Genomic DNA, 25,724 nt, shown 5'->3' on the forward strand with positions numbered 1-25,724 from the left:
CGTTCAGGCTTCATGCTCGAACGCTAAAAATATTAACCGAATAAATGTATCTAAAATGGACGCTTATTCATAGCGTTTTTGTGGGCTTTTTGCGTCTAAACTAGCCAAGTAATCTAACTTTTCGCCAATTTTAGTTTCTAAGCCACGATTCGTCGGCTGGTAGTAACTTTTTCCTGACATTTCTGGTGGCAGATATTGTTCACCTGCGGCATACGCTCCTGGTTCATCATGGGCGTAACGATACTCTGCACCGTAGCCAAGATCTTTCATCAGACTGGTTGGTGCATTACGCAGATGGGGCGGAACCTCATACTCGGGCAAATTATGCGCGTCAGTCAGAGCTTGCTTCCAGGCAGTGTAAACAGCATTACTTTTTGGAGCACAGGCTAAATAGACAATCGCCTGAGCAATTGCACGCTCGCCTTCCGCTGGTCCCACGCGGGTAAAACAGTCCCAGGCAGACAGAGCGACCTGCATAGCACGCGGGTCAGCATTACCAATGTCTTCAGAGGCAATCGCCAACAATCGACGCGCAATATAGAGTGGGTCACATCCCGCTGCGATCATTCGTGCAGCCCAGTAGAGTGCCGCATCTGGGTTCGAGCCACGAATAGATTTGTGTACCGCAGAGATTAAGTCGTACCAAATATCACCTTTGTTATCGAATCGGGAGACCTTTTCTCCAGCCACTTCCGCCAGTAATGCCAGTGTGATCTGTTTTTTGCCCTGAGCATCTTCTTGAGCCATATCATAGAGCAGCTCAAGATAGTTAAGAGACATGCGCGCATCGCCGTTGACCAGCTCAGATAAGCGGTCGAGAACATTATCGACAAACTCAACCTCTACTGCCCCCAAACCCCGCTCTTTGTCATTAATAGCCTGTTCCAGCGCAAGACGGATGTCTTCCTTAGCGAGCGACGTCAGTTTATAAACACGAGCACGTGACAACAATGCGTTGTTAAGCTCAAAAGACGGGTTTTCCGTTGTCGCTCCGATGAAAGTGACAGTGCCATCTTCGATATGGGGTAAGAAAGCGTCCTGCTGCGATTTGTTAAAGCGATGCACCTCGTCAACAAACAGGATGGTACGTCTGCCAGCGAGCTTGTACTCACGGGCCTTTTCTATCGCAGCTCGGATTTCTTTCACACCGGAGGTCACCGCAGATACGCGCTCCACTTCCGCGTTAGCGTAATTAGCCGCGACTTCAGCCAGAGTCGTTTTCCCAGTGCCAGGAGGTCCCCAAAGAATCATTGAGTGGATATGGCCGGCCTCAAGAGAACGTCTTAATGGTTTACCTGCTCCCAAGATATGTTGCTGCCCGATATACTGCTCTAGCGTTTCCGGGCGCATTCTGGCTGCAAGGGGACGAAAATCTTCATCCCCGGAAAAATCCAATGTGTAGTTACTCACATTTAGTTCCTTTGGTCATCGACCTCAACACCTTGCGGAATTGCAAAAGTAAAACGGTCGGCACTAGGTTTAGTCAGCTTAACATTATTGAACGTGAAGTTACTTTGCTGACCATCTTGCTCAACAACACTAAAGCCTTCTACCTTACCTTTCGAGTCAATTTTTAATTTAAACTGCCCCTGATTAGTATCCGCTGCGGTTGGCGTCAACGTGAAGGTATTACCTTGCTGTTCAACCTTGTAGTTGTCCCAGTCACTAGCGCGGTTACGCGTCAGCAGAACAAATGGGGTTTGCTCTGTCGCTTGCTCTTGCCAATAAATACTCACTTGTTCGATAAACGGGCTGTAGTACCAAAGGCTCTTACCATCAGACACTAAGACGTTTTCGTCTGGCGCTGTCGTTGTCCAGCGAAACAGACTTGGGCGTGCAATTTCTACATTACCCTGCCCTTCCATCACAACGTCGCCTTCAGGGCTGATTAACTGCTGAGAAAAATCAGCACTAAACCCATCATTCATTTGCAGTCGCTGGCTAAGCTCATCTTTAGGAGCCGCCATAACTGAAAAGCTCATCATTAGTAATACAGCAAGTTTTTTCATTCGATTGTTACCCTAATTGGTCGCGTACGTACCACTTATATCTTCTAATTCGTTCTAATATGACCGAACAACGTTAACTTTGTTCGATCAAATTTTCTTACTTACCGCAGCACTGCTTGAATTTTTTGCCACTTCCACATGGACACTCATCATTGCGACCAATGTTTTTGTATGGGTTAACACTTTGAGATTTGGCTCCGGTCATTGCTTCATCAGCCGCCTGAGCGACCTCTGCAATCATCAGGTCAATCTGATCGATAAAGTCATTCAGAGTCGGAGGCGTTTCAATTCCTGACGCTTGCATTTGGCTGCGAGTCTGGTCTTCGTCTATCGCCAACATAAAGGTGGTTAACATTGCTTGCAGCATACGCAGTGTACCATCACCAACGTTCGTCTCTAGCCACTGTTGTTCAACCGTTGGCCATAAGGTCATAAAGCCTTCAGCAAAGTCGGCAAGTTGCTCACGCTGAGCCTCTGAGTCGAGTAGAGCTAACAGTGAATACTCACCACGCTGCAGGTAGTTATATTGCTGATGAATATGAGCTTCAATGCTTGGTCTTGCCGCTTCCGCTTGCTCAGCAAATACCGAACCAAGCCAGCTTTCTGGCGCCAAAGGTTTCGTCGCCATATTTGCCGCTAAGGTTATACCTTCAACAAACATTGCTGATTCGACAGTAATTGAGTCTTCGAGTGTCAGAATTTGATACTTCATTTTCTAGTTCTAGAGTTAATCGTTGTTTAGCCGCATTATAACCCCATGCAAGGCTCTGGGTCACTTCGAGACTTCCCTCCCTGATTCGATGACTGCACTTGCAACGGTTTTGGTATTGTTCCCGTCACGGCTAGTCTCGATTTTTTGGTTCCTAGCCTTTTTCTTTCTTCACTCTTCATTTATCAATCCCAGTTGAGGGATGACTTTGCTCGCCAATACCTCTAAAATCACGCATCCTAATTCTGAGGTGTTATTTATGCGAGTAGTTCTGGGTCCTATGGAGGGCGTTTTAGATCATTTGATGCGAGAGATCTTAACCGATATCAATGACTATGATTTATGTGTCACTGAGTTTGTTCGTGTTGTAGATCAACTCTTGCCTGATCACGTTTTTCATCGCCTGTGTCCCGAGCTACAACAAGGCTCTCAGACTAAATCTGGCGTGCCTATTCACGTTCAGCTACTTGGTCAGGATCCTCACTGGATGGCGGAAAATGCCGTCAAAGCTGCCGAACTCGGTGCGAAAGGGATCGACCTTAACTTTGGCTGCCCCGCTAAGCTGGTAAACAAAAGTAAAGGCGGCGCTGCACTGCTTCAGCATCCGGAGCTGATCCATAACGTCGTAAAAGCCTGTCGTGATGCGGTTGACCCGGCAACGCCTGTTACTGCCAAGATTCGTCTTGGTTGGGATAACCCTGAAGACTGCTTCGAGATTGTTGATGCAATTCAGACCGCTGGTGCAAACGAGCTTACGGTACACGCACGTACTAAAACTGGCGGATACAAGGCTAGTGAAATCAAGTGGGATTACATTAACCAGATTCGTCAGCGCTTCTCGATTCCACTTATCGCTAATGGTGAGATTTGGAACTATCAGGATGGTCAGGCGTGTATCGAAACAACAGGTGTTGATTCTTTGATGGTCTGCCGTGGTGCGTTCAATGTTCCTAATCTGGGTAACGTGGTTAAACATGATCACGCAGTGATGCCATGGTCAGAAGTGGTAGAACTGCTGCTGGTTTATTCTCAGTATGAGATGAAAGGCGATAAAGGGCTTTACTACCCGAACAGGGTCAAGCAATGGTTCTCTTACTTGCGTCACCAGTATCCTCAAGCTGACGCTCTGTTCCGCGAGATTCGCACCTTTAACAAAGCGGCACCAATTGTTGAGCACATTACTCGCTACCGCGATGGCTTAGTTGCCGCTTAAAACACCAGTTGGTCTTTACCGCTATTTTTCGCGTGGTAAAGCTTCTCATCAGCAGCTTTGAACAATAGATCAAAGCTGCCTGCATTCTGTGCCTCAATCACTTGCGCGCCACCCGAAACAGTAAAGCCACTCTCAAGCGCTGAAGCTGAATGCTGACAGACCTCGTTACGAACCCTCAGCATGCTTCTCTTCAGCGGCTCGATCGCATTACCTGTCATATAAACCACAAACTCTTCGCCACCGATTCGCGCTGCGGCATCACTACTACGAATGCTGGCACTGATCTGTTTAGCCATATATTTAATGACCTCATCGCCAACATCGTGACCATAGGTATCATTGATTTGCTTAAAGTCATCAATATCAAATACCCCTAATGCTACATAGACGCCTTGCTGGGTATTATTCTTCAGGTAGGCTTGTAAACCTCTTCGATTAAGCAAACCTGTCATCGGATCCGTAGCCGCAAGCTCTTTGAAGTAATCGTGCTCAACCCGGGTATTAATAAAGAACAACACCACCACTGAGAACACATAAACAAATAGCGTTACCAGCAAACTGTAGCGTTCAAAATAGAAAAAGTGGCCAATCTCTTTCGGCAAATCGAACAGGTAGAACAAGGAGTAGCTACTGGCAATTCCTTCTATCTCGATTCTCTTAATCCTGAAACTGTTATCAGGTGGAGAAAGGTAACCAGTATTAATAATGTGTAGCTCACCTGCCAACTTACCTTGTGTGGTAAGTAGCTCTTCATAAGAGATATCTAACGAAAGCATGCCCTGATGTTTTCCCTCTCGGAACACAGGCATTGTCATACTTAAAATCGTATCGTTACTTGCAATAATAGGGGCAGGTCCCGAGAGAGTAATCTCTTCGCGATTGTTTGCGGTTACTGTCCAATAAGGGCGAACCTGTATGTTGTCCAGCAGTTCAACCGACAGCCCTTTGGCATAATCATCAGGAGAAGACATCACGTAGCCTTCACGATCGATGTAATGAATCCCTAGTAGATATGGGTCGATGTCATGCAAGAAAGAGAGAACAGGAGCCAAAGACACTTGATTTGAGACACGTTGGTATATTTCGCTGCCGGGAGTACATAAGCTCTCTTTGCCAACCAGCATATAATTGATATCGACAGCGGGTATATCGAAACCTCGATCATCGGATCTTAGTAGCGCATCAATCGGCCACATCTGACATAGACCATCGACAACACGGCGATTGTGCTCCAGCAACATTATGTTGGTGGATTTCTCATGATTGGAGAAACTGTAATCGATTGCTGCGATCACTTTAGCGGCGCGCGAAGTCGCTTCGATAACTCGCGTGTACTCATCATCAATATCGCGGTTAACCGAGTCATAGTAGTTTTTTACCGTTAGTGCGAATACCACTAAAGACAAAACCAAAGGCGTCAAAAACACAAACTTTAAGCTAAAGTGCCTGTCGACCTGCATTGATACCCTCACAAAAACAAAACCCACCAATACTGTAATACAGTTGATGGGTTAAGTAGATATACAAACTGAGATTATCTCATACATTCGATGGATATCTCGGTAACAAATTGTCAGCAAAAGCCTAATTTAATAACAAACTGTCATCCGCTAACTCTTCGCCACGAACTTTGGAGAACATCTCCAATAGATCCGGAACTTGCATATTGGCACGCTGCTCCCCGGCGACATCAAGAACGATTTCACCCTGATGGAGCATTACAGTGCGATCACCACACGCCAACGCATCTTTCATTGAGTGAGTAACCATCATTACGGTGAGATTAAACTCCGAAACAATTTTCTTGGTCAAATCAATAATGAAAGCCGCCATGCGAGGGTCAAGTGCAGCAGTGTGCTCATCGAGTAACAATAGCTTACTGTCGGACAGTGTCGCCATCACTAAGCTGACCGCTTGACGCTGCCCCCCAGAAAGAAGGCCAATACTGTCTCCGAGACGATCTTCTAAGCCTAAGCCAAGAATACTGATCCGCTCCTGAAAAAGCTTACGGCGTTGTGAAGAGAGAGAAAGACTCCAGCCCCTCTTTTTACCACGCATATAAGCCAGTGCCATATTTTCTTCAATGGTCAGCTCGCCACAGGTACCAGCCAGAGGGTCCTGAAAAACCCGGGCACACTGCTTTGCACGCTGATCGACCGTTTGGCGTGTTACATCTAACTCATCGATAATGACACGCCCACCAACCATAGGTGTCTCGCCGGTCACTGCACCAAGTAAGGTGGACTTACCCGCACCATTAGAACCAATCACCGTTAAGAATTGGTGTTCAGGAACCTCAAGAGATACGCCACGCAATGCACGGTTTTCTAATATAGTGCCTGGATTAAACGTCACCTGAATATCTTCAAGACGAATCATGCTACCTCTCCTGACTCTTTTTCCTGCTTTGATGAAGTACCACTGTCCATCGCAGGGCTACGCTTTTTTGATTTAAGGTTACCTTTAATTTTTGGTGCTATTAATGCTGCCGCAACAAGAACCGCTGTGACCAGGTTGAGGTCGGAAGCTTGCAGACCAAACATGCCGGAGCTCAGGGCGAAGGCAACTGCCAGGCGATACAAAACAGAACCAACAATAACAGCCACCACTGCGACCCATATCTTTCTGCCCGGGAGCAGAGTCTGACCTAAAATCACGGCTGCCAGACCGACAACTATGGTACCTACACCAGAAGTAACGTCAGCAAAACTGTTCGTTTGAGCGAAAAGCGCCCCTGCAAAACCAACAAAACCATTGGAAAGAGCGAGACCAAAGTAGGTATAAAACGACGTGCTCGCCCCTTGGGCTGATACCATACGAGCATTGACACCCGTTGCGCGCAGGCCAAGACCAAAATCACTGTTAAGCAAACGTACCACCAGCCATGCAGAAACTAACACCAGAATCCCTACCACAAGCGGACGAACCAGCATCGGATCACCGATCGCTTCGAATGGTGTCAGGATGGTATCTTCACCTAACAAAGCCAGATTTGGCCTGCCCATAATACGGATATTGATAGAGAACGCTGCGATCATCGTTAAGATCGATGCCAACAGATGTAGAATTCCACATCGAACCGCTAGAAATGCCGTAACCCAGCCCGTTGCCGCACCAGCGACGATGGCCATTAAGGTCGCTAACCAAGGGTTGATACCAGCAACGATTGCCGTCGCAGCGACAGCAGCCCCCATCGGAAAGCTGCCATCAACACTCAGGTCAGGAAAATCGAGAACACGAAAGGTGAGATAAACGCCAAGGGCAACCAGGCCATACAACAGGCCTATTTCCAAAGCGCCAAAAAATGCAAAAGCAGACATAACAACTCCCTTTTCTGCTAAACACTAAACAAACCCCAAGCAAAACCGTTCCACGTTTACTTGGGGTTTTGGCTTATTTCACGCTTGTTGCACGATCAAGGACAGATTGAGGAATAGCTACACCAAGTTTGTTTGCTGCGCTTTGGTTAACAACCAGATCCGAACCTTTTGCCACTTTGACATCAAGTGAGCCCGGAGCGGCACCTTCGATAATCGCAGCAACGTAGTCGGCAGTCTGAACGCCAACCTGGTAGTAATCAAAACCCAGACTTGCGATAGCGCCTTTTTCTACATATGAAGTCGCACCACCCAGTACTGGTGTTTTAGCCTGATTTGCCGCTACGATCATACCTTCAATTGCGCTGGCAACTGTGTTGTCGGTTGGTGCGTAGATAACGTCTGATTTAGCCGCAATAGCTTGTGTGGCAGACTGAACGTCAGCACTCTTCAGGGCAGTTGCTTCAATAACCTGAATACCCTGTTCTTCTGCGCTACGTTTTAGCAGTTCAACCAGAGTCACGGCATTCGCTTCACCCGGGTTAAATACCACACCAATAGATTTCGCTTCAGGAAGAATTTCTTTAATAAGTTCAACGTGCTGGCTAACAGGAGAAAGATCAGACAGACCCGTTACGTTTTTGCCTGGTTGTTCAAGAGTTTTAACCAGCTTTGCACCTACAGGGTCAGTAACCGCAGTAAATACAACCGGAATTGAGCGAGTTGCAGACACCAGTGCCTGAGCCGTTGGTGTAGCAATACCAACCAAGACATCTGGCTTTTCACCCACATATTGGCGTGCAATTTGTACCGCAATAGCTGGATTACCTTGTGCGGTCTTGTAATCAAATTCTAAATTTTTTCCTTGCTCATAGCCCTTCGCTTTTAGCCCGTCGATCAGGCCCTGACGAGTTGCATCTAGTGCTGGATGCTCAACGATCTGAGAAACAGCCACCTTGGCAGTTTTCGCCATGATGCTGGTTGAAGAGAGTAATGTGACACCTGCGAGAACGGCGGTCGCAATGACTTTTCCTGCTTTCATCTTAACTCCTTGATGTAGTACCAACACCATTGACTATCTAAACATTCTGTAAGGCCACAAGTGCATAACCGGAAGGAAAGCGATGCCAATTTAACAACGACAAGTACCATCTGCGGTGCTCTCAGTCCCTTCGCCTAGCAATAACCTGAGTACACAATTAATGGCGCTGGTATAAGCAATAATATGTTGTGTGAATTTCTGTTTTGTATTTATGAATTGCACACTTTATGTGCACATCAATTATTATTACCAGCAAGCTGTACAAAAGAAAAGCAAGTTTTAACATTAAAGCAACAAAAAGAGACGCCGCGTTGCTATCTACACTTTCACCGCATGAATCAGTATGTTACGAGGGGTCATCGCTCTTGAACAGAACTGAGATATTTCCACCTGATAGCCGTTCTCGGCAAGGAAAAGCGCTTTGTCTAAAACCAGCCACATTTCCAGACAGCGTCTGAATGGCTGCTGCACCAGACTAATTCGCTCCATCTGCCAATATCTTTGTAATCCGAGTTGATGATAGTGGTCGAAGTCTGCCTCAGGAAGTTGCAAGTTCTTTTGCTCGCATGCCCATTGGCAAAACACTTTAAAACCATCGGCTAGTAGGGACTTCTTGATACTTGGTACTGGCTGATAAGCGTCAAAACCTAACTCGGTTCTTAACAACAGATCGAAGCCGAGGCGGTAAGACATCTCTTCAATGCGATGACGCTTAACTCGCTCTCCCCCTGTTACCGTCTCTTGTAGTGGGATTCTTAACTCAGCTTTAGTTAGCTCGAGCTGAGACGCTCTACCTGTGGCGGATAGCGCTTGATAGACGTCGCCTTCCACTAAGTGGTAGCAACAAGGAGAAAAGGTTATCGCTGGTAACTGCTTGGTAGTGGCGTGGTTAAGCAGTGAAACGTGCAGGTCTCCGCAGGCGTGGAGAGCCACGGCATGTTGTTGTTGATTAAACACATTTTCCGCTTCAGCACTGAACGCATCGCCTTGAACAAACTCCATTGGCAGACTCTGTTTATCCGCTTCAAGTTGCCCGGAATCACACAGCATTTGTTGGAATTCAAAGCTGGTCACTTTATGTTGTGTCTGACTGGCTAAGATTCTACCGAGGAATCCCTTACCAGAACACCACTCAAGCCACTCGGTGCCATGATGGTCACGCAGTGCTGCTTCACCCATAGAGACAATCTGTTCAAGCTTACGCCCAGGAACGCCGTTATCTACCCCTCTAGCCAGAGTCAGCCCCTGCTTTTCGAGGAAAGCGAGTCCTGTCCACTGTTCGACCTGTTCAAGGCAGGATAAGTAGGGTGTTAAATCAGCGATGAGGCTGGCATTGTCTTGCTTATAGCATTCGATCTGCTGCGGAGAGAGGCTTTCCAGCCAGTCACACAGTTGCGGATTGGTCTGTGTCCAGGGAAGTAAGGTATCCAGACAAGAGAAAAACGCTTCAAAGCGCCAGTATGGCTGCTGCTGCGTTAAGAATTGATCGAGTGATTTGAATTGGTTTTGCATGACTTCCCCCACAGTGCGTAGTTTAGAGGGAAGTCAGCTTAGATGGTAGTGGCTTAACGAACTGGAAGGTCGATATCTTTGAACATTTCTTCGATTTCTGCGCTCGATTTAAGAGACAGTGCCTGCTCGACAACTGGACGAGTCAAATGAGGCGCAAATCGTTCCATAAAATCGAACATGTAAGTACGCAAGAAAGTACCACGTCGGAAACCAATACTCGTCGTGCTGGCACCAAAGATATGACTAGCATCAATCGCAACCAGGTCAGTATCCTGCTCCTGGTCAATTGCCATACTGGCGATCACGCCAACACCAATACCCATACGAACATAAGTTTTGATGACGTCCGCATCCGTTGCAGTAAACACAACTCTTGGTGTTAAGCCATATTTATTGAATGCCGTATCCAGCTCAGAGCGACCAGTAAAGCCAAATACATAGGTCACTAGCGGGTAAGAGGCCAGGTCCTGAATTGTGACCTTCTCTTTCTGCGCTAGAGGGTGGGATTTAGGAACCACAATCGAACGGTTCCAGTGGTAACACGGTAGCATGATCGCGTCTTGATATAAGTGAAGTGCTTCAGTAGCAATGGCGAAGTTCGCCGTGCCTTTTGCAATCGCCTCTGACATTTGTGACGGCGTACCCTGATGCATGTGTAGCGACACTTTTGGATAGCGTGCAGTGAAACCTTTAATCACATCAGGAAGAGCATAACGCGCCTGAGTATGGGTCGTTGAGATGTTCAGAGTACCCATTTCAGGATGAGTGTGTTCACCGGCAACCGCTTTAATACTCTCCACTCGCGCCAGAATCTCTTGAGAAATACGGATGATATCTTCACCCGCGCCAGTCACTTGTGTAAGATGTTTGCCACTACGCTCGAAAATCTGAATGCCAAGTTCATCTTCTAAAAGACGCACTTGCTTACTAATACCAGGCTGAGACGTATACAGACTTTCAGCCGTCGCTGATACATTTAAGTTGTGGTTAACGACCTCAACAATATACTTCAATTGTTGTAATTTCATTCTTGACCTCGTAATCCCTTACTCGACGACCCACTGCGAGCGAACATAGTTTATAATATTTAGTTATAACGCCTATAAGATTAAATTGATAGTCCAATCGCTAACTCGCTCCATAAAAGCAGAGTCTTTTGTATTTCAAGTGGCTATTTTGCAATCAATTGCTCAGAATGAGTCTTGCGTAGACATTTTTCATTAATAAAATCGTACATTTGAGCGATAATACAAAACAGGTGCAGGTAGTGAGTATAATCGTGTATGCTTTCCTGCTAGCCAGTAAAAAATAAAACATAAGATACGGAATTTATGAATATTGGGTTAATCATAGCTTTAGTTGCAGTCTTACTCGTCTTGGTGCTGGGCTATAACATTATGCTGCAGTACAAAGTAAAAGCAGAAACTGCGAAAAAACAGGAAAGTTCTCGCTATCTGCAAATCATCGATGCTACAGAAGAGCTGATCGGTCACGCTCACCATTTACCTTACAGTAAAGAACTTTTAGTGTGCCTGAACACCCGTATCTTAGACGCACTGCAAAACATGCACGAACTTGATCCTAAGAATAAACAACTTGAGCAGCGGGTCGAGCACGTAAAACAACAGATCAAACAGTTTAACGAGAGCCAACAGACTGGCGAAAGCACTGCGTTTAAAGTGCCAAGTAGCGACAAACAAGCGATTGTCATGCTTAAGCTGGTTAAACGCCTGCGCGATACAATTCGCAGTGAGCATAATAAAGGTCGCTTTGAAACTCAGGCTTACGTGGCAGAAAACGCTCGTCTGGAGACGATTCAGATCCGAATCAACATTGAAAACGTCATTAAGCGTTCCAACGACGCTATTGTCCGCGGCCAACCGGGTACCGCTGTTCAGTTATTGCGTAAAGGTATTGATGCACTGAGCACTAAAAATGATGCCTATTCAAATCAGGCTCGCGAAAAACTTCAGGGTATGTATGATGACCTTGAATCGAAACGCCAAAGCAAAAATGCTGAAGAGTTACACCAGATCGAAGAAGACCAACGCAAAAACGATATGGACCAGCTCTTTGGCGAGAAGAAAAAGTGGTAACATAGCCGCGATTACACATCCTCTAAAGGTCGCTGTTGCGGCCTTTTTTATTTGAATTGATAGATTTTGTTCAACATGATTGAGTTAGACCAATACCAAGCTTTGCTAGAGCCTATTAACGGTTTTCTACACTGTTCAACACCTGACGCGTGGGTAGATGAGGCGCGCAAGCCAGAAAACCTTAAGGTAGTACTGATTGACCACTTGCTTTGTGAGCTAAAGGCAGGCCAGTCAGCAATGTACTTAATTCGTAAGTATGCCGTTGATAAACAGAGCGCGCACAGCCTGTTGGATTGGTTCGAACCATACGAGAATTTCGCTTACCGTAAAACAGGTAGCCTTGAGACACTTAAAGGCAAAAGTCAGATCTCGAAAACGATCATGGCAAAGTCAGACTCACCATATAGTCAGGACTTGATTGATAAGATGGTCATGCTGATCAAAGAAGAGCTACACCACTTCTATCAGGTTCTGGAAATCATGGATAAGCGTGGTATCGCGTACGAACCTGTCCAAGCGAGTCGCTACGCTAAGGGATTGATTGGTAATATGGCGACTCATGAGCCCCAAACTCTGATTGATAAGCTCATCATCGGTGCCTATATCGAAGCCCGCTCTTGTGAGCGCTTTGCTAAGCTGGCGCCACATATGGACGAAGATATTGCTAAGTTCTATATCTCTCTATTGCGCTCAGAAGCACGCCATTATCAGGATTACCTTACTCTTGCAGAAGAGATTGCCGGTCAGGATATCAGCGAGCGTGTCGCCTATTTTGGTCGTATCGAAGCACAACTCATCTCTTCACCAGATAGTGACTTTAAGTTTCACAGCGGTGTACCAGCATAATTAAAAAACTTGTTACCTCTGAGCTTTCGGAGACAAAAAAGCCAGCACAAGTGCTGGCTTAAAAACGATAATCAGGCTTAAACAAGCGTCGCGTTGATTTGTGCTAATACCGCCGCTGGATCTGGCGCTTGAGTAATTGGACGACCAATAACCAGGTAATCTGAACCCGCTTTCACGGCATCGACTGGTGTCATGATACGTTTCTGGTCGCCAACAGCAGCACCAGCAGGACGAATACCCGGAGTAACCAGCTTGAACTCCTGACCTAATTCACCTTTCAGCATAGATGCTTCCTGAGCTGAACACACTACCCCATCAAGACCTGAGTTTTTAGTTAAGTTGGCTAGGCGAATGACTTGCTCCTGTGGCGCAATATCCAAACCAATGCCAGCTAAGTCACTCTGCTCCATGCTGGTCAATACCGTCACACCGATAAGCAGCGGGCGATCCTTTCCATATGGTTCTAGGATTTCACGTGAAGCTGTCATCATACGCTCACCGCCACTTGCATGAACGTTTACCATCCAAACGCCCATTTCAGCCGCTGCACGCACTGCTTTAGAACAGGTATTTGGAATGTCATGAAATTTAAGATCTAGGAATACCGAGAATCCACGTTTGTGAAGCTCTTTAACGAAGTCAGGACCAAATAAGGTAAACATCTCCTTGCCGACTTTAAGACGACACGAGCTTGGGTCAATTTTATCAACAAAAGCGAGTGCATCGGCCTGGTTGTCATAGTCCAGCGCAACAATTACTTTTTGGTCGATCATTTCATCTCCTAACTTTTAAATAAATCGAAAAAAAGCAGCGGGATCACCGCTGCCATTTTGCTATGGGACAAGCCCATAAAAACTATTCACCATCCAATCCGCGGATTGGCTTGATCGTTCCCCACCCTTTACATGAAGGACAATGCCAATACATCGAATGGGTTGAGAAACCACATTTACGACATCGATAATGAGGTTTCACTTTTAACTGTTCACCAACCAGTTTTTGCAACGTACCTAAACTGGCCTTAGCACGCCCTTCTTCAGCTTCAGCCAAATGGTAGTCCATCAGGCGGTAGAAGCCCTTCATAGTCGGGTTCTTAACTAACTGGCGCGTTAGCAGCTCCTGTGCGGCGCCCACACCGTCATGCTGTGCGACAAGCTGTGCCAACATCAATTCGGCCGATACACCCGCTTTATTGACGATACACTGGCGTAAGAAGTTCAACAGCTCATCTTCTTGACCTAAATGGTGATAACACTCAGCTAGTGTCGGTAAGACTTCACTAACGAAGTCACTGTCCTGATCCAGTACCATCTCCATATATTTGATGGTGCTGCGGTAATCTTCATTGTCTAAATAAAGCTTACCGAGTGCGATTGAAGCACGAACACATTTAGGATCTTCAGCTAATGCACGTTTAAAATTCTGCATTGCCTGAGCGTGGTTACCTTCAGCCTTCTCCTGCATTGCAAGCTCACACCAGAAATGTCCAATGCTGGTGCGCATACGCTTACGCCCCATCTTAACCAACAGTGAAGCGTAGTTAATTGCTTTGCTCCACTCGCGCGTTTGCTGGTAGATCGCAACTAATTGCTGCAAAGCAGCTTCTCTGTGGTCAGGCTCATCAACCAATTGTTCGAAGATTTTTTCCGCTCTGTCGAGGAAACCAGAAGCCATGTAGTCTTTTGCCAGCTGCTGCAGAGCAATGTTTTTCTGGTCTATGGTAAGCCCGGAGCGGGAGATAAGATTTTGGTGGATACGAATTGCTCGATCGACTTCACCTCTCGAACGGAATAGATTACCGAGAGCTAAATGGGTGTCGATCGTTTCGTTATCGACTTGAAGAAGCTCGATAAAGTGATCAACTGCTTTATCAGACTGGTCTGATAAAAGCAGGTTTAAACCCGTCACATACTGACGTGAGATTTGGTTTGATTGTTTCTGCTTGTCTTGCTGGGCACTGCGATTACCCATATACCAGCCGTATGCGGCTGCAATTGGCAATAACAAGAAGAGAATTTCTAACATCGAGTAACAGCCTACCTAATACAACTTTTAAGCTTTACCTTGAGTTGGTTCACTTGCTGCAGGAGAGAGCTTAGTTAATTGTTTTCTTAGTTTGCGCACCTGTAATTGAGACTTAAGATGCAAGCTACCGAATATCAACCATGCTAGCAGGAAACCAACAATAAACACGCCACCTAGCAGAGTTGAGAGATGAAACTCTCCCTGCGCCAACAGGTAGTTAAACGTAACAATCGCTTGGTTCTGAGAGCCTAAAGCCAGTGCAATCAAGAATAGGGCCAGTACAAGAACGATTTTTATAATTTTCATAGTCCATCACCTAAGATAAGTTCTGCCGTTACGATTATGCAGTAAAAGATACAAACAAACCATGGTTATCTGGGTAATTCCAATGATAAAAAAGCGGCATACGCTATGTATGCCGCTCTTTTATCAGTAATTTCGGGAATCTAACCGATATTTACTCGCTCTCGTAACTCTTTACCAGGTTTAAAGTGAGGAACAAATTTGCCTTCTAACTCTACCTTGTCACCTGTTTTAGGGTTACGTCCAACACGTGGTTCGCGGAAGTGAAGAGAGAAACTACCAAAACCACGAATCTCAATTCGGTCTCCACTTTCCAGTGTTGAAGCCATATGCTCTAAAATATCTTTCACAGCATCTTCGATCTCTTTAGCCGAAAGGTGCGTCTGTTCTGCACAGAGTCTTTCGATCAATTCAGACTTAGTCATAGTTGCCCTCATAGAGTAATTTATCACTTATTATAGTAAGTAATACCAGTTCCAACAAACACTTGCCTACAATTTTAGACAAAATTTGAGCAATGTGTGTAATGAAAAAGTGTATTTAACAAAACATCTTGCAGAGATTGGTATTACCACTAGCAAAACTGGAAACATAAAAAAGGAGCCTTTCGGCCCCTTTTTCTTAAAAGCGATTAATTATTCGCCTTTAGCTGCTTTGAAAGCGTCAGCCATAGCGTTACCGAATGAAGCATCGTCTGCTTTGTTCAGTGAAGCCATTGCTTCTTGCTCTTCAGCTTCATCTTTAGCTTTGATAGATAGGTTGATTACGCGGTTCTTACGGTCTACACCTGTGAACTTAGCTTCAACACTGTCACCAGCGCTTAGGATTAGAGAAGCGTCTTCTACGCGGTCACGAGAAACTTCAGAAGCGCGGATGTAACCTTCTACGCCTTCTTCAAGCTCGATAGTTGCACCTTTAGCGTCTACTGCAGTAACAGTACCGTTAACTAGTACACCTTTCTTCTTCTCAGAAACGTAAGCGTTGAATGGGTCGTTTTCCATTTGCTTAACGCCTAGAGAGATACGCTCACGCTCAGCATCTACTGCTAGAACTACTGCAGAGATCTCGTCGCCTTTCTTGTACTCACGTACAGCTTCTTCACCAGCAACATTCCAAGAAATGTCAGATAGGTGAACTAGACCGTCGATGCCGCCTTCTAGACCGATGAAGATACCGAAGTCAGTGATAGACTTGATCTTACCAGTAACTTTGTCGCCTTTAGCTTGCGCTTCAGCGAAAGATTGCCATGGGTTAGCTTTACACTGTTTCAGACCTAGAGAGATACGACGACGCTCTTCGTCGATTTCAAGAACCATAACCTCAACTTCGTCGCCAACATTAACAACTTTAGATGGGTGGATGTTCTTGTTAGTCCAATCCATTTCAGAAACGTGTACTAGACCTTCAACGCCTTCTTCGATTTCAACGAAACAGCCGTAGTCAGTTAGGTTAGTAACGCGACCAGATAGTTTGTGACCTTCTGGGTAACGCTTAGCGATTGCTACCCATGGATCTTCGCCTAGCTGCTTAAGACCTAGTGATACGCGAGTACGCTCACGGTCGAACTTAAGAACTTTAACTTGGATCTCGTCACCAACATTAACGATCTCAGAAGGGTGCTTAACGCGCTTCCAAGCCATGTCAGTGATGTGTAGAAGACCGTCAACACCACCTAGATCTACGAACGCACCGTAGTCAGTAAGGTTCTTAACGATACCTTTAACTTCTGCGCCTTCTTGTAGAGTCTCTAGAAGCTCATCACGCTCAACGCTGTTCTCAGATTCGATAACTGCACGACGAGAAACAACTACGTTGTTACGCTTCTGGTCAAGTTTGATAACTTTGAACTCTAGCTCTTTGTTTTCTAGGTGAGCTGTGTCGCGAATTGGACGCACGTCTACTAGTGAACCAGGAAGGAAAGCACGGATACCGTTTAGTTCAACAGTGAAACCGCCTTTAACTTTACCGTTGATGATACCAACAACAGTTTCAGCTTCTTCGTAAGCCTTCTCAAGTACAATCCAAGCTTCGTGGCGCTTCGCTTTCTCACGAGAAAGTTGAGTTTCACCGAAACCGTCTTCTACAGCGTCTAGAGCTACGTCTACTTCAGAACCAACTTCAACTTCAAGTTCGCCAGCAGCGTTCTTGAACTGTTCAGCAGGGATAGCAGACTCAGACTTAAGACCAGCGTCAACAAGAACGAAACCGTTCTCGATAGCTACTACAGTACCTTTAACGATAGTACCTTGTTGGAATTCAGTCTCGTTTAGAAACTCTTCAAAGAGTTGAGCAAAAGATTCAGTCATTATTTAATCTTCAATAAATTAAACGTCCACGGGTGTCCTACCACATGGGGTTATTAACTTCGCCGGTCATCATCCTTGCGACCAACGTTCTTACCTAGCAGCCTAAGCTACTAGCTTAGATTCGATATATTGTAGTGCCTTTTCTACCACTTCGTCGATACTCATCGTAGTAGAATCTAGCAATAGCGCATCCTCAGCAGGGCGTAATGGCGCTACTGGGCGGTTACGATCTCGGTCGTCACGCTCTTGGATCTCGCTCAAAAGGTCGTCAAATTTAACATCTAACCCCTTGCCTTGCAACTGTTTAAGGCGGCGGTTCGCTCGCTCTTCAGCACTAGCATCCAGAAAGATCTTAACCTCTGCTTGTGGGAAGACAACTGTTCCCATATCACGGCCATCAGCCACTAAGCCCTGACCTTCTGCAAATGCACGCTGACGACGAAGAAGTGCTTCACGAACACGTGGAAGAGCAGCGACTTTTGACGCAGCCATACCCGTCTCTTCTTTGCGAAGCTCTCCAGAAACATCTTCACCTTCGAGAATAACTTTAACCAGGTCACCTTCAGCAATAAACTGAACGTCCAAATGCGTTGCTAAAGGAACCAGTGCATCTTCCGACTCAAGATCGACACCATGATGAATTGCAGCTAGAGCAAGAACGCGATAAATCGCTCCCGAGTCTAATAAATGAAACCCTAATTTTTTTGCTAGCAGCATACAAAGTGTGCCCTTTCCAGCACCACTTGGTCCATCAACGGTTACTACCGGTGTATGAGACGACATGTTTTACTCCATGTTGGTTACTGATCAAAGCTCTGCGCATTGACCTTGTTTCGGCGTGGAATTATAGAGCGAAACGACCAGAGGTTCTAGGAAGGATTTTATTGAAATGAAAAAAAGAGCGCCAAGCGCTCTTAAAGGGGTTCAAAGAAGAATTCGCTCGCGGTTTTTATCGACAATTGCAGTGCCGATCCCTTTCACTTTTGCCAATTCGTCAGCGCTTTTAAACTCACCATTCTGTTGACGATACTCAACAATCGCTTGCGCCTTCTGTAATCCAATCCCAATCAGTAAATCTGCAATCTCTTCTGCACTCGCCTGATTGATGTTTACCGTGATTTCAATGCCCTGATACTGGGGATCCACTTTGCCTTCTTCAGCGAAAGTATAAGGGTTGAAACATAATAGAAGTGTCGCGAGGACCAGCTTTTTAAGCATAGTTATTTCCTTGTTGTCTTGATAGTGCAGTCAGCTTAACCACTATCAAAATTAAAAAAATAACTTAAGTTCTAAAACAAAACGGACTGCCAAGGCAGTCCGTTCGGATAGATATATCAATTACATCGCGACTAATTATTGAGTCACAACATAGTATTCAATATCAATTGTCTTGCGTAGGATGCTGATTAAACCTGTCAGATCTTGCTGAGCATTCACTTGTGATAGCTGAGCACCAATCTGTTGGTTGTATTGTGGATCAAAATCAGAAGCAACCTTAGTCAGTTCAACCACAACGATGTCACCGTTAAGGTCTTTCGCTTGAGCGAAGCCTACGCCACCATCAACTGGTTTAACCATAGAGAACACAACGTCTGCTAATGGAGAGCTGCGATCAAGAGTTTCTGTTTCGCCAAATGCCAAACCGCTTTCAGACAACAGATCCTGTTTGCCCTCTTTTAACTCTGCAACCAGGTTTTGCGCTAGTTCAATAGCAGTTTGTTCACCTTTGACATTAGCCAGCGCTTTAGTCACATCAGAGCGAACTTGCTCAAGTGGCAATACAGTTTCGTCACGGCTATCTTCAACGCGCACTACAATCACGTGCTCCGGAGCAACTTCAATGACTTCTGAGTTCAGACCATCTTCTTTCACTTCTGGGCTAACAATCGCTTGCAGCACAGCTGGTGTTTTAAGAAGCTCTGGTGCATCTACTTGAGAGATGAAGTCGGTAGTATGGATTTCAGCATTGATTGCTTTCGCTGCGTCGTCCAATGAATCAGGGTACTCAAACGCTACCTTTTCTAGCTCACTCTGAAGCTCGTAGTATTGGTCGATTGCTTGCTGATCTTTTAGCTCTTGCTTGATTTCCGCTGCAACCTCTTGGTAAGGCTTAGCAACTGAATCTTTTAGTTCATCAAGCTTGATGATGTGGTAACCGAAATCGGATTTAACCAGACCTGTTGTTTCACCAACCTTAGTCAGAGCAAATGCCGCTTCTTCGAATGAAGGGTCCATTACATCGCGTTCGATCCAACCTAGAGAACCACCTTCTGATGCACTGCCAAAGTCGTCAGATTTCTCTTCCGCAAGAGTAGCGAAGTCTGCACCTGCGTTTAGTTCGTCCAGAATAGCTTGTGCCTTAGCCTGGTCATCACCTTCAATCAGGATATGACTAACACGACGCTGCTCTTCTGAAGAGTATTTATCGATATGCTCTTGGTAGTACTTCTCAGCCTGCTCGTCAGAAATCTCGATGTTCTCTTTTAGTTGCTGAGCCGACAGTTCAACATAAGCCACTTTCACTTGCTCTGGACGAGTGTAGCGCTCAGGGTTTTGTTGATAGTAGTCACTGATTTCTTGTTCAGATAGTTCTGCTTTCGCTGCAAAATCTGCCAGAGAAAGAGTTACCTTCTTAATGTCACGAGTTTGCGTTAGCAGCTTGCTTTGAGCTTCTACTTCGCCTGGTAGCGCGAAATCACTACCTTGAATCGCAGTCATCAGTTGGTTACGAACTAGGTCACGGCGTAGGTACTCAGCAAAGCTTTCTGCCGAGAAACCAGCACGACGCAGTGCAGTCTGATAGATCTCTTGATCAAATTTGCCGTCAACTTGGAACTGAGGCATTTCTAGGATTAGCGTACGAACTTGCGAATCGCTTACACGTAGGCCTAGTGACTCTGCGTGCTGTTCTAGAAGAAGGTCATTGACCATACGATCAAGAACTGATTTACGGAAAGATTCTACATAGCTTGGATCAGCCAGTAGATTAGAGAAGTAATCACCAAGCTGAGCTTGCATGCGATTACGTTCATTTTGGTAAGCCTGTTCAAACTCACCACGACCAATTTCAACATTGCCTACTTTTGCAGCAGAGTTATTTGAGCCACCAACGATGTAACTACCAACACCTGCAAATACGAAAGATAGGATGATAAGCCCTAGGATAATTTTAACCGCGATGCTGTTAACGCCTTCGCGTAATCGGTCCATCATACTTAAACTACTCTCCGCTGATGTACCGCACTTAATCACACTGATTCGTGAGTTCGGTACATTTCATAATTAAAAAATTGAATAGCGCGATAATACCAGAAAAAGAAATGCGCATCAGTATGATGCGCATAATTTAAAAAGGTTCGAAAAAATCACCTCTTGAGGCGATTTTTTATTAGTTACAAGAATCTTTCAGAGCTTTACCAGCTTTGAATGCAGGAACCTTAGCTTCTGCGATTTGAATCTCTTCACCAGTCTTAGGGTTACGACCTGTACGTGCTGCGCGAGTACGAACACTGAAAGTACCAAAGCCAACTAGAGCAACTTGATCACCAGACTGTAGAGTGTCACCTACTGCTTCGATGAATGCATCTAGAGCACGACCAGCAGATGCTTTAGATAGATCTGCATTTTCTGCGATTTTTTCTACTAATTGTGTTTTATTCACTGTGATTCCCCTTTGCGCTGCCTGTTTGTATTTTTATGGCAGCTTTACGTTCCATTTCGTTTCAAATTCGCGACAAACCCTTGTGTTACAAGGCTTGTAGCTATCGTCGATAACGTTAGCGTCCAAAAAAAACGCTGACAAGCATTTTTGTACTTATCAGCGTAATCTTTTACTTATTTTTGCTGCACATCACTATTTTGCTACAGCAAACTCTACACCAGACGGTTCTTTTTCTAGTGCAACTTTCAGTACTTCATCGATCCATTGCACTGGAATCACCTTCAGATCAGCGATGACATTGTCAGGAATTTCCTCTAAATCACGCTCATTATCTTTAGGAATCAGTACTGTTTTGATGCCACCACGGTGTGCTGCAAGCAGCTTTTCTTTCAAGCCACCGATTGGTAAAACTTCACCGCGTAGAGTGATTTCACCTGTCATCGCCACTTCAGCTTTTACTGGGTTACCCGTCAGGCTAGAAACCAGAGCAGTACACATAGCGATACCCGCACTTGGGCCGTCTTTAGGTGTCGCCCCTTCAGGAACGTGCACGTGAATGTCACGCTTCTCGTAGAAATCTGAGTTGATACCCAGTTTTTCGGCACGAGAACGCACGACTGTCATTGCCGCCTGAATCGACTCTTGCATTACATCGCCAAGAGAACCAGTCTGAGTCAGCTTGCCTTTACCTGGCATCGCTTCGGTTTCAATAGTAAGCAGATCACCGCCCACTTCTGTCCACGCCAGACCTGTTACCTGACCAATGCGGTTACTGTCGTCTGCTTTACCATAGTCGTGGCGTTGAACACCTAAGTACTCTTTAAGGTTTTCCATGTTGACCGTCACCGTCTTAAGGTCACTATCAAGCAGGATGTTCTTAACCGCTTTACGACAGATCTTAGAGATTTCACGCTCTAAGCTACGTACACCCGCTTCACGTGTGTAGTAACGGATAATGCCGATGATTGCTGAATCTTCGATGACAATCTCGCCGGCTTTCAGGCCGTTGCGTTGGATTTGCTTATCAACCAGGTGACGTTTAGCAATATTAAGCTTTTCGTCTTCCGTGTAGCCTGACAGGCGAATGACTTCCATACGGTCCAGTAGTGGGCCCGGAATGTTCATCGAGTTAGACGTCGCGACAAACATGACATCTGACAGATCGTAATCCACTTCCAGATAATGGTCGTTAAACGCGTTGTTTTGCTCTGGGTCCAGAACCTCTAGCAGTGCAGAAGAAGGATCACCGCGCATATCTGAAGACATCTTGTCGATCTCATCCAGCAGGAACAGTGGGTTCTTTACACCAACTTTAGACATTTTCTGAATTAGCTTACCCGGCATTGAACCAATGTAAGTACGACGGTGACCGCGGATTTCCGCTTCATCACGTACACCACCCAGTGCCATACGGGTGTATTTACGCCCTGTTGCCGCTGCGATAGAGCGACCTAGCGAGGTTTTACCTACACCTGGAGGACCGACTAGACACAGAATTGGCCCCTTAAGCTTATTGATACGGTTCTGAACCGCTAAGTACTCAAGGATACGTTCTTTAACACGCTCTAGACCGTAGTGATCTTCGTTTAGGATCTCTTCGGCTTTAGCCAGGTTTTTCTTAACCTTAGAACGTTTGTTCCATGGGACACCCAGCATCCAGTCAATGTAGCCACGAACAACGGTCGCTTCAGCAGACATTGGCGACATCATCTTAAGCTTTTGTAGCTCTTGTTCAGTCTTGTCACGCGCTTCTTGAGGCATTTTAGAGTCGATGATTTTCTGTTTCAGAGTTTCAAACTCGTCAACGCCATCTTCACTTTCACCAAGCTCTTTCTGAATCGCTTTCATTTGCTCATTCAGATAGTACTCGCGCTGAGATTTTTCCATCTGCTTTTTAACGCGGGTACGAATGCGTTTTTCAACTTGCAGCAGGTCGATTTCTGATTCCATCTGTCCCATCAGGAACTCCAGACGCTCAGTTACGTCTAGCAGCTCTAGAACAGCCTGCTTATCAGCCAGTTTAAGTGGCATATGTGCAGCGATGGTATCAGCAAGGCGTGCCGCTTCATCAATCCCATTCAGAGACGTCAGTACTTCTGGTGGGATCTTTTTGTTGAGCTTGATAAAGCCTTCAAACTGGTTAATTGCGCTACGGACAATGACTTCTTGCTCACGCTCATCTAACTCTTCAGTCGTTAGATATTCAGCGTCAGCAAAGAAAAATTCGTTTTCGATAAAGTGGTTAATTCGAGCACGCTGCTGGCCTTCAACAAGTACTTTTACCGTACCATCTGGCAGCTTTAATAGTTGAAGGATAGTCGCAACGGTACCAACATCAAACATGTCGCCTTGAGTCGGTTCATCGGTATCCGCTTCTTTCTGCGCTACCAATAACACTTGTTTGTTGTTGTCCATTGCTGCTTCAAGGCAGGCAATAGATTTTTCACGGCCAACAAACAGTGGAATTACCATATGCGGGTAAACGACTACATCTCTTAGAGGTAGTACGGGGATCTCGATACGTTCGGAACGTTCCAAGTTCATATTCTTCTCTCTTCCGCTTAGTCCTATGAGCAGTATATGGGGGCTAATTGGTTGGATTCAATGAAAGAATAAAAAAAAGGGAGTAATTGATTACCCCCTTTCTATCTACTTCAATTTCTGTGAATCAGATTATGATTCAGCGCCCGCAGCTTGATTGTCCGAGTTGCTGTAAATAAGTAGTGGTTCAGACTCACCCTTAATTACTGACTCATCAATCACAACCTTGCTTACGTCTTCCATAGATGGCAGTTCGTACATAGTTTCTAGTAGAACACCTTCGAGGATTGAACGCAGACCACGAGCACCTGTTTTACGCTCCATCGCTTTCTTAGCGATTGCACGTAGTGCGTCTTCACGGAACTCAAGTTCTGAGTTTTCTAGCTCGAATAGCGCTGCATACTGCTTAGTAAGGGCGTTCTTCGGCTCACACAGAATCTGAATCAGTGCGTCTTCGTCCAGTTCAGTCAAGGTAGTTGTCACTGGTAAACGACCAATGAACTCAGGGATCAGACCGTATTTCACTAAGTCTTCTGGCTCTACCTGCATAAACAGTTCGCCAACCGTCTTAGTTTCGTCTTTGGAGCGAACTTCCGCACCAAAACCAATACCTGTACCTGTTGCTACTCGCTGTTCGATAACCTTATCCAGGCCAGCAAAAGCACCACCACAAATAAATAGAATCTTAGATGTATCTACCTGTAGGAACTCTTGTTGTGGATGCTTACGACCACCTTGTGGTGGAACCGATGCAACCGTACCTTCGATAAGTTTCAATAGCGCCTGCTGAACACCTTCACCAGACACGTCACGCGTGATTGATGGGTTTTCAGCTTTACGAGAAATCTTGTCGATTTCATCGATGTACACGATACCACGTTCAGCTTTCGCTACGTCGTAATCACATTTCTGCAGAAGTTTCTGGATGATGTTTTCAACATCTTCACCAACGTAACCCGCTTCAGTCAGCGTAGTTGCGTCAGCCATAGTGAACGGTACATCTAGGAAACGAGCTAGTGTTTCAGCTAGTAGTGTCTTACCACTACCAGTAGGGCCAATTAACAAGATGTTACTCTTGCCAAGCTCGACACCTTCACTCGTCGTATCTCCGTTACGTAAACGCTTATAGTGGTTATAAACGGCTACTGCTAACACTTTTTTAGCGTAATCTTGGCCTATCACGTAGTCATCAAGATGCGCACGAATGTCTCTTGGCACTGGTAGTGCTTCAGACTGCTTCTTCGGCAGAACATCTTTGATCTCTTCACGAATGATGTCGTTACATAGATCGACACATTCATCACAAATATAGACGGATGGACCGGCGATCAGCTTGCGAACTTCGTGCTGGCTTTTGCCGCAGAAAGAGCAGTAAAGAAGCTTACTACTACCGCTCTCTTTGCTTTTATCTGTCATTCGCTAACCTCTTAGCCTTTACTCATATGATTTGAGTGTATATCAATTTAAACCGAATTGCGCTAAACAATTGCTATCAATTATTCACCGCGGTGGTTTAATACAGAGTCAACCAAACCGTACTCTACAGCTTGATCTGCAGACATAAAGTTATCACGATCTGTATCGCGCTCAATCACTTCTAGTGGCTGACCAGTGTGTTCTGCAAGCAGCTTGTTTAGCTTTTGCTTGATAGTCAGAATCTCTTGAGCATGGATCTGAATATCAGATGCCTGGCCCTGGAAACCACCTAGCGGTTGGTGAATCATAACTCGTGAGTTTGGTAGCACGTGACGCTTACCTGGTGCACCACCAGCTAGCAGGAACGCGCCCATTGAACACGCTTGACCCATACACACAGTACTAACATTCGGTTTGATGAACTGCATTGTGTCGTAAATCGACATACCCGCAGTTACGCTGCCGCCCGGCGAGTTAATGTAAAGGAAAATATCTTTATCAGGATTCTCTGACTCGAGGAATAGCAGTTGCGCTACAACCAGATTAGCCATGTGGTCTTCGACCTGGCCTGTCAGAAAGATGATGCGCTCCTTGAGCAAACGAGAATAAATATCGTAAGAACGTTCACCACGGGAAGTTTGTTCAACCACCATTGGTACTAGCGCGTCTAGAATTGGCGACATTGCATTTTTTTCTTGGTAGCTCATATTCTTATGTCCCTAAAATAA

The 25,724-nt window shown here is 45.6% G+C and carries 24 protein-coding genes; 3 read left to right on the forward strand and 21 right to left on the reverse strand.

Annotation, left to right across the window (positions count from 1 at the left end):
• Positions 1-63 precede the first annotated feature (63 nt).
• The 3 genes from RH46_RS19490 to RH46_RS19500 form a co-directional block, all read right to left on the reverse strand.
• Positions 64-1,410 carry a replication-associated recombination protein A gene (locus RH46_RS19490; RefSeq protein WP_040896288.1) on the reverse strand — a complete coding sequence of 449 codons (1,347 nt, stop codon included), beginning with the start codon at positions 1,408-1,410 and terminating at the stop codon, positions 64-66.
• A 2-nt stretch (positions 1,411-1,412) separates the two neighbouring features.
• Complete coding sequence (gene lolA, locus RH46_RS19495) at positions 1,413-2,009, reverse strand: outer membrane lipoprotein periplasmic chaperone LolA (RefSeq protein ID WP_006881250.1); 597 nt, start codon at positions 2,007-2,009, stop codon at positions 1,413-1,415.
• Positions 2,010-2,106: 97 nt separating this feature from the next.
• Complete coding sequence (locus RH46_RS19500) at positions 2,107-2,721, reverse strand: SEC-C metal-binding domain-containing protein (protein WP_006881251.1); 615 nt, start codon at positions 2,719-2,721, stop codon at positions 2,107-2,109.
• A 256-nt stretch (positions 2,722-2,977) separates the two neighbouring features.
• Between RH46_RS19500 and dusC the strand changes: the two genes are divergently transcribed.
• A complete protein-coding gene (gene dusC / locus RH46_RS19505) occupies positions 2,978-3,931 on the forward strand; it encodes a tRNA dihydrouridine(16) synthase DusC (protein WP_006881252.1) in 954 nt (317 codons plus the stop codon).
• Here dusC and RH46_RS19510 read toward each other — a convergent pair.
• From RH46_RS19510 to cysB, 6 genes are all read right to left on the reverse strand, one after another.
• Positions 3,928-5,391: a diguanylate cyclase gene (locus RH46_RS19510; RefSeq protein ID WP_006881253.1), complete on the reverse strand. Its 1,464-nt coding sequence runs from the start codon at positions 5,389-5,391 to the stop codon at positions 3,928-3,930. The two genes, dusC and RH46_RS19510, sit on opposite strands and share 4 nt — an antisense overlap.
• Positions 5,392-5,515: 124 nt before the next feature.
• Complete coding sequence (locus tag RH46_RS19515) at positions 5,516-6,310, reverse strand: ABC transporter ATP-binding protein (RefSeq protein WP_006881254.1); 795 nt, start codon at positions 6,308-6,310, stop codon at positions 5,516-5,518.
• Positions 6,307-7,251, reverse strand: a complete 945-nt coding sequence (locus tag RH46_RS19520; protein WP_006881255.1) for an ABC transporter permease — start codon at positions 7,249-7,251, stop codon at positions 6,307-6,309. The genes RH46_RS19515 and RH46_RS19520 overlap by 4 nt, the downstream gene beginning before the upstream one ends.
• A 73-nt stretch (positions 7,252-7,324) precedes the next feature.
• The gene (locus RH46_RS19525; RefSeq protein ID WP_006881256.1) at positions 7,325-8,290 is read right to left on the reverse strand and encodes an ABC transporter substrate-binding protein; all 966 of its coding nucleotides are present in this window, start codon (positions 8,288-8,290) and stop codon (positions 7,325-7,327) included.
• A 318-nt stretch (positions 8,291-8,608) separates the two neighbouring features.
• A complete protein-coding gene (locus tag RH46_RS19530; RefSeq protein ID WP_006881257.1) occupies positions 8,609-9,802 on the reverse strand; it encodes a methyltransferase in 1,194 nt (397 codons plus the stop codon).
• A gap of 53 nt (positions 9,803-9,855) precedes the next feature.
• A complete protein-coding gene (gene cysB, locus RH46_RS19535) occupies positions 9,856-10,830 on the reverse strand; it encodes an HTH-type transcriptional regulator CysB (RefSeq protein ID WP_006881258.1) in 975 nt (324 codons plus the stop codon).
• A 303-nt stretch (positions 10,831-11,133) separates the two neighbouring features.
• On the opposite strand from cysB, the gene RH46_RS19540 reads away from it, so the two are divergent.
• Positions 11,134-11,898 (forward strand): hypothetical protein, encoded by a 765-nt coding sequence (locus tag RH46_RS19540; RefSeq protein WP_006881259.1) that lies wholly within the window; start codon positions 11,134-11,136, stop codon positions 11,896-11,898.
• A 75-nt stretch (positions 11,899-11,973) separates the two neighbouring features.
• Positions 11,974-12,744: a tRNA isopentenyl-2-thiomethyl-A-37 hydroxylase MiaE gene (gene miaE, locus RH46_RS19545; RefSeq protein WP_006881260.1), complete on the forward strand. Its 771-nt coding sequence runs from the start codon at positions 11,974-11,976 to the stop codon at positions 12,742-12,744.
• Between the two features lie 77 nt (positions 12,745-12,821).
• Here miaE and pyrF read toward each other — a convergent pair whose 3' ends face one another.
• From pyrF to clpP, 12 genes are all read right to left on the reverse strand, one after another.
• On the reverse strand, positions 12,822-13,517 hold the full coding sequence (pyrF, locus tag RH46_RS19550) for an orotidine-5'-phosphate decarboxylase (RefSeq protein ID WP_006881261.1): 696 nt from the start codon (positions 13,515-13,517) through the stop codon (positions 12,822-12,824).
• Between the two features lie 82 nt (positions 13,518-13,599).
• Positions 13,600-14,769 carry a lipopolysaccharide assembly protein LapB gene (gene lapB / locus RH46_RS19555; RefSeq protein ID WP_006881262.1) on the reverse strand — a complete coding sequence of 390 codons (1,170 nt, stop codon included), beginning with the start codon at positions 14,767-14,769 and terminating at the stop codon, positions 13,600-13,602.
• A gap of 27 nt (positions 14,770-14,796) precedes the next feature.
• Complete coding sequence (locus RH46_RS19560) at positions 14,797-15,075, reverse strand: LapA family protein (RefSeq protein ID WP_006881263.1); 279 nt, start codon at positions 15,073-15,075, stop codon at positions 14,797-14,799.
• A 140-nt stretch (positions 15,076-15,215) separates the two neighbouring features.
• Positions 15,216-15,497, reverse strand: coding sequence for an integration host factor subunit beta (ihfB, locus tag RH46_RS19565; protein ID WP_006881264.1), 282 nt, complete (start codon positions 15,495-15,497; stop codon positions 15,216-15,218).
• Positions 15,498-15,707: 210 nt separating this feature from the next.
• Complete coding sequence (gene rpsA / locus RH46_RS19570) at positions 15,708-17,378, reverse strand: 30S ribosomal protein S1 (RefSeq protein WP_006881265.1); 1,671 nt, start codon at positions 17,376-17,378, stop codon at positions 15,708-15,710.
• 102 nt (positions 17,379-17,480) lie between these two features.
• Positions 17,481-18,161, reverse strand: a complete 681-nt coding sequence (cmk, locus tag RH46_RS19575; RefSeq protein WP_006881266.1) for a (d)CMP kinase — start codon at positions 18,159-18,161, stop codon at positions 17,481-17,483.
• Positions 18,162-18,302: 141 nt separating this feature from the next.
• Positions 18,303-18,596, reverse strand: a complete 294-nt coding sequence (locus tag RH46_RS19580) for a ComEA family DNA-binding protein (RefSeq protein ID WP_006881267.1) — start codon at positions 18,594-18,596, stop codon at positions 18,303-18,305.
• Between the two features lie 135 nt (positions 18,597-18,731).
• Positions 18,732-20,591: a peptidylprolyl isomerase gene (gene ppiD / locus RH46_RS19585; RefSeq protein WP_006881268.1), complete on the reverse strand. Its 1,860-nt coding sequence runs from the start codon at positions 20,589-20,591 to the stop codon at positions 18,732-18,734.
• A gap of 175 nt (positions 20,592-20,766) precedes the next feature.
• The gene (locus tag RH46_RS19590; protein ID WP_277422359.1) at positions 20,767-21,045 is read right to left on the reverse strand and encodes an HU family DNA-binding protein; all 279 of its coding nucleotides are present in this window, start codon (positions 21,043-21,045) and stop codon (positions 20,767-20,769) included.
• Positions 21,046-21,231: 186 nt separating this feature from the next.
• Positions 21,232-23,583 carry an endopeptidase La gene (gene lon / locus RH46_RS19595; RefSeq protein WP_006881269.1) on the reverse strand — a complete coding sequence of 784 codons (2,352 nt, stop codon included), beginning with the start codon at positions 23,581-23,583 and terminating at the stop codon, positions 21,232-21,234.
• A 129-nt stretch (positions 23,584-23,712) separates the two neighbouring features.
• Positions 23,713-24,996 carry an ATP-dependent protease ATP-binding subunit ClpX gene (gene clpX, locus RH46_RS19600; RefSeq protein ID WP_006881270.1) on the reverse strand — a complete coding sequence of 428 codons (1,284 nt, stop codon included), beginning with the start codon at positions 24,994-24,996 and terminating at the stop codon, positions 23,713-23,715.
• Between the two features lie 80 nt (positions 24,997-25,076).
• Entirely contained in the window at positions 25,077-25,703 is a 627-nt protein-coding gene (gene clpP / locus RH46_RS19605; RefSeq protein WP_006881271.1) for an ATP-dependent Clp endopeptidase proteolytic subunit ClpP, read from the reverse strand.
• Positions 25,704-25,724 lie beyond the last annotated feature (21 nt).

The organism is Vibrio brasiliensis LMG 20546 (assembly GCF_000189255.1).
GTDB lineage: Bacteria > Pseudomonadota > Gammaproteobacteria > Enterobacterales > Vibrionaceae > Vibrio > Vibrio brasiliensis.

Coding starts and splice junctions, on each gene's coding strand:
- lolA (WP_006881250.1), bottom strand. CDS start 2,009: ATGAAAAAACTTGCTGTATTACTAATGATGAGCTTTTCAGTTATGGCG.
- RH46_RS19500 (WP_006881251.1), bottom strand. CDS start 2,721: ATGAAGTATCAAATTCTGACACTCGAAGACTCAATTACTGTCGAATCA.
- dusC (WP_006881252.1), top strand. CDS start 2,978: ATGCGAGTAGTTCTGGGTCCTATGGAGGGCGTTTTAGATCATTTGATG.
- RH46_RS19510 (WP_006881253.1), bottom strand. CDS start 5,391: ATGCAGGTCGACAGGCACTTTAGCTTAAAGTTTGTGTTTTTGACGCCT.
- RH46_RS19515 (WP_006881254.1), bottom strand. CDS start 6,310: ATGATTCGTCTTGAAGATATTCAGGTGACGTTTAATCCAGGCACTATA.
- RH46_RS19520 (WP_006881255.1), bottom strand. CDS start 7,251: ATGTCTGCTTTTGCATTTTTTGGCGCTTTGGAAATAGGCCTGTTGTAT.
- RH46_RS19525 (WP_006881256.1), bottom strand. CDS start 8,290: ATGAAAGCAGGAAAAGTCATTGCGACCGCCGTTCTCGCAGGTGTCACA.
- RH46_RS19530 (WP_006881257.1), bottom strand. CDS start 9,802: ATGCAAAACCAATTCAAATCACTCGATCAATTCTTAACGCAGCAGCAG.
- cysB (WP_006881258.1), bottom strand. CDS start 10,830: ATGAAATTACAACAATTGAAGTATATTGTTGAGGTCGTTAACCACAAC.
- RH46_RS19540 (WP_006881259.1), top strand. CDS start 11,134: ATGAATATTGGGTTAATCATAGCTTTAGTTGCAGTCTTACTCGTCTTG.
- miaE (WP_006881260.1), top strand. CDS start 11,974: ATGATTGAGTTAGACCAATACCAAGCTTTGCTAGAGCCTATTAACGGT.
- pyrF (WP_006881261.1), bottom strand. CDS start 13,517: ATGATCGACCAAAAAGTAATTGTTGCGCTGGACTATGACAACCAGGCC.
- lapB (WP_006881262.1), bottom strand. CDS start 14,769: ATGTTAGAAATTCTCTTCTTGTTATTGCCAATTGCAGCCGCATACGGC.
- RH46_RS19560 (WP_006881263.1), bottom strand. CDS start 15,075: ATGAAAATTATAAAAATCGTTCTTGTACTGGCCCTATTCTTGATTGCA.
- ihfB (WP_006881264.1), bottom strand. CDS start 15,497: ATGACTAAGTCTGAATTGATCGAAAGACTCTGTGCAGAACAGACGCAC.
- rpsA (WP_006881265.1), bottom strand. CDS start 17,378: ATGACTGAATCTTTTGCTCAACTCTTTGAAGAGTTTCTAAACGAGACT.
- cmk (WP_006881266.1), bottom strand. CDS start 18,161: ATGTCGTCTCATACACCGGTAGTAACCGTTGATGGACCAAGTGGTGCT.
- RH46_RS19580 (WP_006881267.1), bottom strand. CDS start 18,596: ATGCTTAAAAAGCTGGTCCTCGCGACACTTCTATTATGTTTCAACCCT.
- ppiD (WP_006881268.1), bottom strand. CDS start 20,591: ATGATGGACCGATTACGCGAAGGCGTTAACAGCATCGCGGTTAAAATT.
- lon (WP_006881269.1), bottom strand. CDS start 23,583: ATGAACTTGGAACGTTCCGAACGTATCGAGATCCCCGTACTACCTCTA.
- clpX (WP_006881270.1), bottom strand. CDS start 24,996: ATGACAGATAAAAGCAAAGAGAGCGGTAGTAGTAAGCTTCTTTACTGC.
- clpP (WP_006881271.1), bottom strand. CDS start 25,703: ATGAGCTACCAAGAAAAAAATGCAATGTCGCCAATTCTAGACGCGCTA.